We start from the raw sequence: 2,751 nt of genomic DNA on the forward strand, positions 1-2,751 counted from the left end.
ACGGAGCCCAGGGCAGCGAAGGCAGCCAAGGAGGTGCCGGAGCACAGGGCAACCAGGGCAGTACCGGAGCCCAGGGCACCCAAGGAAACCAGGGCGCGACCGGATCCCAGGGCAGTCAGGGCGGCCTCGGAGCGCAAGGCAACCAGGGTGGCGCCGGCCCACAGGGAAGCCAGGGAGGCGCCGGAGCCCAGGGCAGCGAAGGCAGCCAAGGAGGTGCCGGAGCACAGGGCAACCAGGGCAGTACCGGAGCCCAGGGCACCCAAGGAAACCAGGGCGCAACCGGATCCCAGGGCAGTCAGGGCGGCCTCGGAGCGCAAGGCAACCAGGGTGGCGCCGGCCCACAGGGAAGCCAGGGAGGGGCCGGAGCCCAGGGCAGCGAAGGCAGCCAAGGAGGTGCCGGAGCACAGGGCAACCAAGGCAGTACCGGAGCCCAGGGCAGTCAGGGCGGGCTTGGCAGCCAGGGAAACCAGGGGAATCAAGGCGGCACCGGAACCCAGGGAAGTCAAGGCAGTCAAGGGTTTCAGGGCGACACCGGCACACCAGGATCCCAGGGCGCTCCAGGCACCCAGGGTGGTCCCGGTGTCCAGGGCGGCGCCGGAGTGCAGGGCGCCCAGGGCGGTATCGGCCCCCAGGGTTTCCAGGGTGCGCAGGGCAGCCCGGGCGGTTCAGGAGCTGGGCCACAGGGCAGCCAGGGCAGCCCCGGCACCCAGGGGTTCCAGGGCAGCCAAGGCAGCCAGGGAGTCCAGGGCGGCACGGGCGCCCAAGGAGACCCGGGCAGCCAGGGATTTCAGGGCAGCCAGGGCAGCCAAGGCGGCGCCGGAGTCCAGGGCAGCCAGGGCGACGCCGGCCCGCAGGGCAGTCAGGGCGGTATCGGTCCGCAGGGCAGCGAAGGCAGTCAGGGCGACACCGGCAGCCAGGGAAGCCAGGGCGGACCCGGCGCGCAAGGCAGCCAAGGCGACACGGGAGCGCAGGGAAGTCAGGGCAACCAGGGTGGTACCGGAGCCCAGGGCAGCCAGGGCGGACCCGGCGCGCAAGGCAGCCAGGGCGACGCGGGAGCGCAGGGAAGTCAGGGCGGCGAGGGAACGCAAGGCAGCCAAGGGTTCCAGGGTGGTCCCGGCGCGCAGGGCGGCCAGGGCGGCACCGGAGCCCAGGGAAGCCAGGGAACCGAAGGTGGCACCGGAAGTCAGGGCAGTCAGGGCAGTATCGGGGCGCAGGGCAACCAGGGCGGCACCGGAGCCCAGGGAAGCCAGGGCAGCGAGGGTGGTACCGGAGCCCAGGGCAGTCAGGGCGGTACCGGTAGTCAGGGAAGTCAGGGGACGCAGGGCGACATGGGTACGCCGGGGGCCACGGGCAGCCAGGGCTTCCAGGGTGGTCCCGGTGTTCAGGGCGGCGCCGGTGTGCAGGGTGCCCAGGGCGGTATCGGTCCGCAGGGTTTCCAGGGTGCGCAGGGCAGTCCGGGTGGTTCGGGAGCTGGGCCGCAGGGCAGTCAGGGCAGCCCCGGCACTCAGGGGTTCCAGGGCAGCCAGGGCAGTCAGGGCGCAACCGGTGTGCAGGGGAATCAGGGCAGTCAGGGGCCCCAGGGCAGCCAGGGCTTCCAGGGCGGAGCCGGAGTCCAGGGCAGCCAGGGCGATGTCGGCAGCCAAGGCAGCCAGGGCGGTATCGGCAGCCAGGGCAGTCAGGGCAGCCAGGGCGACGCCGGGGTCCAGGGCAGCCAGGGTGACTTGGGGACGCAGGGTTTCCAGGGGAGCCAGGGCGATGCCGGGGCGCAGGGCAGTCAGGGCGGTACCGGAGCCCAGGGAAGTCAGGGCAGCCAAGGGGACACCGGAGCCCAGGGGACCCAGGGCGGTACCGGGCCGCAGGGCAGCCAAGGCGGAATCGGAGTCCAAGGCACCCAAGGCGACATCGGCCCGCAGGGCAGCCAAGGCAGCCAAGGCGGTGCAGGAGTCCAGGGCAGCCAGGGCGGACCCGGCTCACAGGGCAGCCAAGGCAGCCAAGGCGACGAAGGCGCGCAAGGCAGCCAGGGGTTCCAGGGCGACACCGGTGCTCAAGGGGCCCAGGGAAGCCAGGGCTTCCAGGGCGACACCGGTGCTCAAGGGGCCCAGGGAAGCGGAACTCAGGGGAGCCAGGGCGACACCGGTGTGCAAGGCAGTCAGGGCGGTGTCGGCAGCCAGGGCCTGCAGGGCAGTCAGGGCGGTACCGGTAGTCAGGGAAGTCAGGGGACGCAGGGCGACATGGGTACGCCGGGGACCGCGGGCAGCCAGGGCTTCCAGGGTGGTCCCGGTGTTCAGGGCGGCGCCGGTGTGCAGGGTGCCCAGGGCGGTATCGGTCCGCAGGGTTTCCAGGGTGCGCAGGGCAGTCCGGGTGGTTCGGGAGCTGGGCCGCAGGGCAGTCAGGGCAGCCCCGGCACTCAGGGGTTCCAGGGCAGCCAGGGCAGTCAGGGCGCAACCGGTGTGCAGGGGAATCAGGGCAGTCAGGGGCCCCAGGGCAGCCAGGGCTTCCAGGGCGGAGCCGGAGTCCAGGGCAGCCAGGGCGATGTCGGCAGCCAAGGCAGTCAAGGCAACGTCGGCCCGCAGGGCACGCAAGGATTTCAGGGCGGTGCCGGTGCCCAGGGCAGTCAAGGGTTCCAGGGCGACACCGGCGCACAAGGCACACAAGGCAGCCAGGGCTTCCAGGGCGACACCGGCGCACAAGGCACACAAGGCAGCCAGGGTTTCCAGGGCACCCAGGGCTTCCAGGGCGGCACCGGCGCAC

General features: G+C 72.4%; 1 protein-coding gene and 2 pseudogenes. All 3 read right to left on the reverse strand.

The annotated features are described in order from the left end of the window. A pseudogene (locus tag ACZ5Y0_RS25070) lies at nt 1-506 on the reverse strand (hypothetical protein); the annotation flags it as partial. A 159-nt stretch (nt 507-665) separates the two neighbouring features. Next, nucleotides 666-1,814 carry a hypothetical protein gene (locus ACZ5Y0_RS25075; RefSeq protein WP_469130918.1) on the reverse strand — a complete coding sequence of 383 codons (1,149 nt, stop codon included), beginning with the start codon at nt 1,812-1,814 and terminating at the stop codon, nt 666-668. Nucleotides 1,815-1,970: 156 nt separating this feature from the next. Then, nucleotides 1,971-2,751, reverse strand: a pseudogene (locus ACZ5Y0_RS25080) (hypothetical protein); the annotation flags it as partial.

It is taken from the genome of Streptomyces sp. NPDC033216 (assembly GCF_055577115.1).